The organism is Thiolapillus sp., from assembly GCF_048562965.1.
GTDB classification, from domain to species: domain Bacteria; phylum Pseudomonadota; class Gammaproteobacteria; order Chromatiales; family Chromatiaceae; genus Thiolapillus; species Thiolapillus brandeum_A.
This window is the reverse complement of the sequence record NZ_JBHNMF010001057.1, coordinates 1-939: the sequence shown is the minus strand read 5'-3', so window position 1 is coordinate 939 and position 939 is coordinate 1. Positions and strand designations below refer to the sequence as shown.

The following is a 939-nucleotide window of genomic DNA, read 5'->3' as shown; positions in this document are numbered from 1 at the left end:
ACAATATGGTATTGGCAATGCCAGAGAACATGCGTTAACTTTTCAAAACAGCTCATTGTTATTTCTCCGAAATTAATTCAGTTGTGGGGACAACTCAGTTTCGGGTTGTAACATGGGCCGTATCAGTCGTGACAGGCTGAGCCTATCACTCATGACCACGTCCTAAGGACGTGGGTTTCTACGCTAAACTAAATTGCGGCCGGTAAAGACGGAAACAAATGCTTGAGGAAGGTTCTATGCCAAAATACCAATCTAGCGATTGGCGGCCCTTCGAGATCGCCCCTTCCTCCAGCCCCAAAGGGAGTATCTAATGCCTGATTTCAAACCCGCAGACAACTATCACGCACTGCTGCGCCAAGCCATGGCCTTAAACGATATGGTAAAGGTCATGGAATCCGAACTGAGTCTGTTGCGCCGACAGGTCAATCCCGATCTATTGGCAGACTTGGAGCAACAAGTTGATAGCGAACGGGCCGCCAATGCCCGGCTGACCGAGGAACTGGAAAATCGGGCTGTGCCCCTCAATGCCAAACCGAACCCCGATTGCCGGGACATGGTTGCCGCCTATTTGCGACAGAACGGCTTCGACGGACTGTTCTGCGAGGAATGCGGATGCTCACTGGATGACCTGATGCCCTGCGGGGGCGACTGGGCAATCCGCTGTGTTGCTGGCTATAAGCAGCCAGGCTGTGCTGATGATTGCGGCCAGGGGTGTGATTTTCACATTGTTGAAGATATGCCTTCATATAAAGGAGCACATCTACTCGGACACGAAGGAGAGTTGGCTGTTGAAGTGAAATATGAGGTTCGGCGTCGTAACAGCGGAAAAACCAGGAAACCAAGATAATGAGCATGTATGTTGCTGCGGACAACAGAATAATCAACAAACAGGAATATGATAAGGAAATATGCAAGCAAAAATAATCACCTTGTTGCTGG

At 49.6% G+C, this 939-nt stretch carries 1 protein-coding gene; it reads left to right on the top strand.

The features are described from left to right. Positions 1–310: 310 nt before the first annotated feature. A complete protein-coding gene (locus ACOCD2_RS22240; RefSeq protein WP_293675157.1) occupies positions 311–847 on the top strand; it encodes a hypothetical protein in 537 nt (178 codons plus the stop codon). Positions 848–939 lie beyond the last annotated feature (92 nt).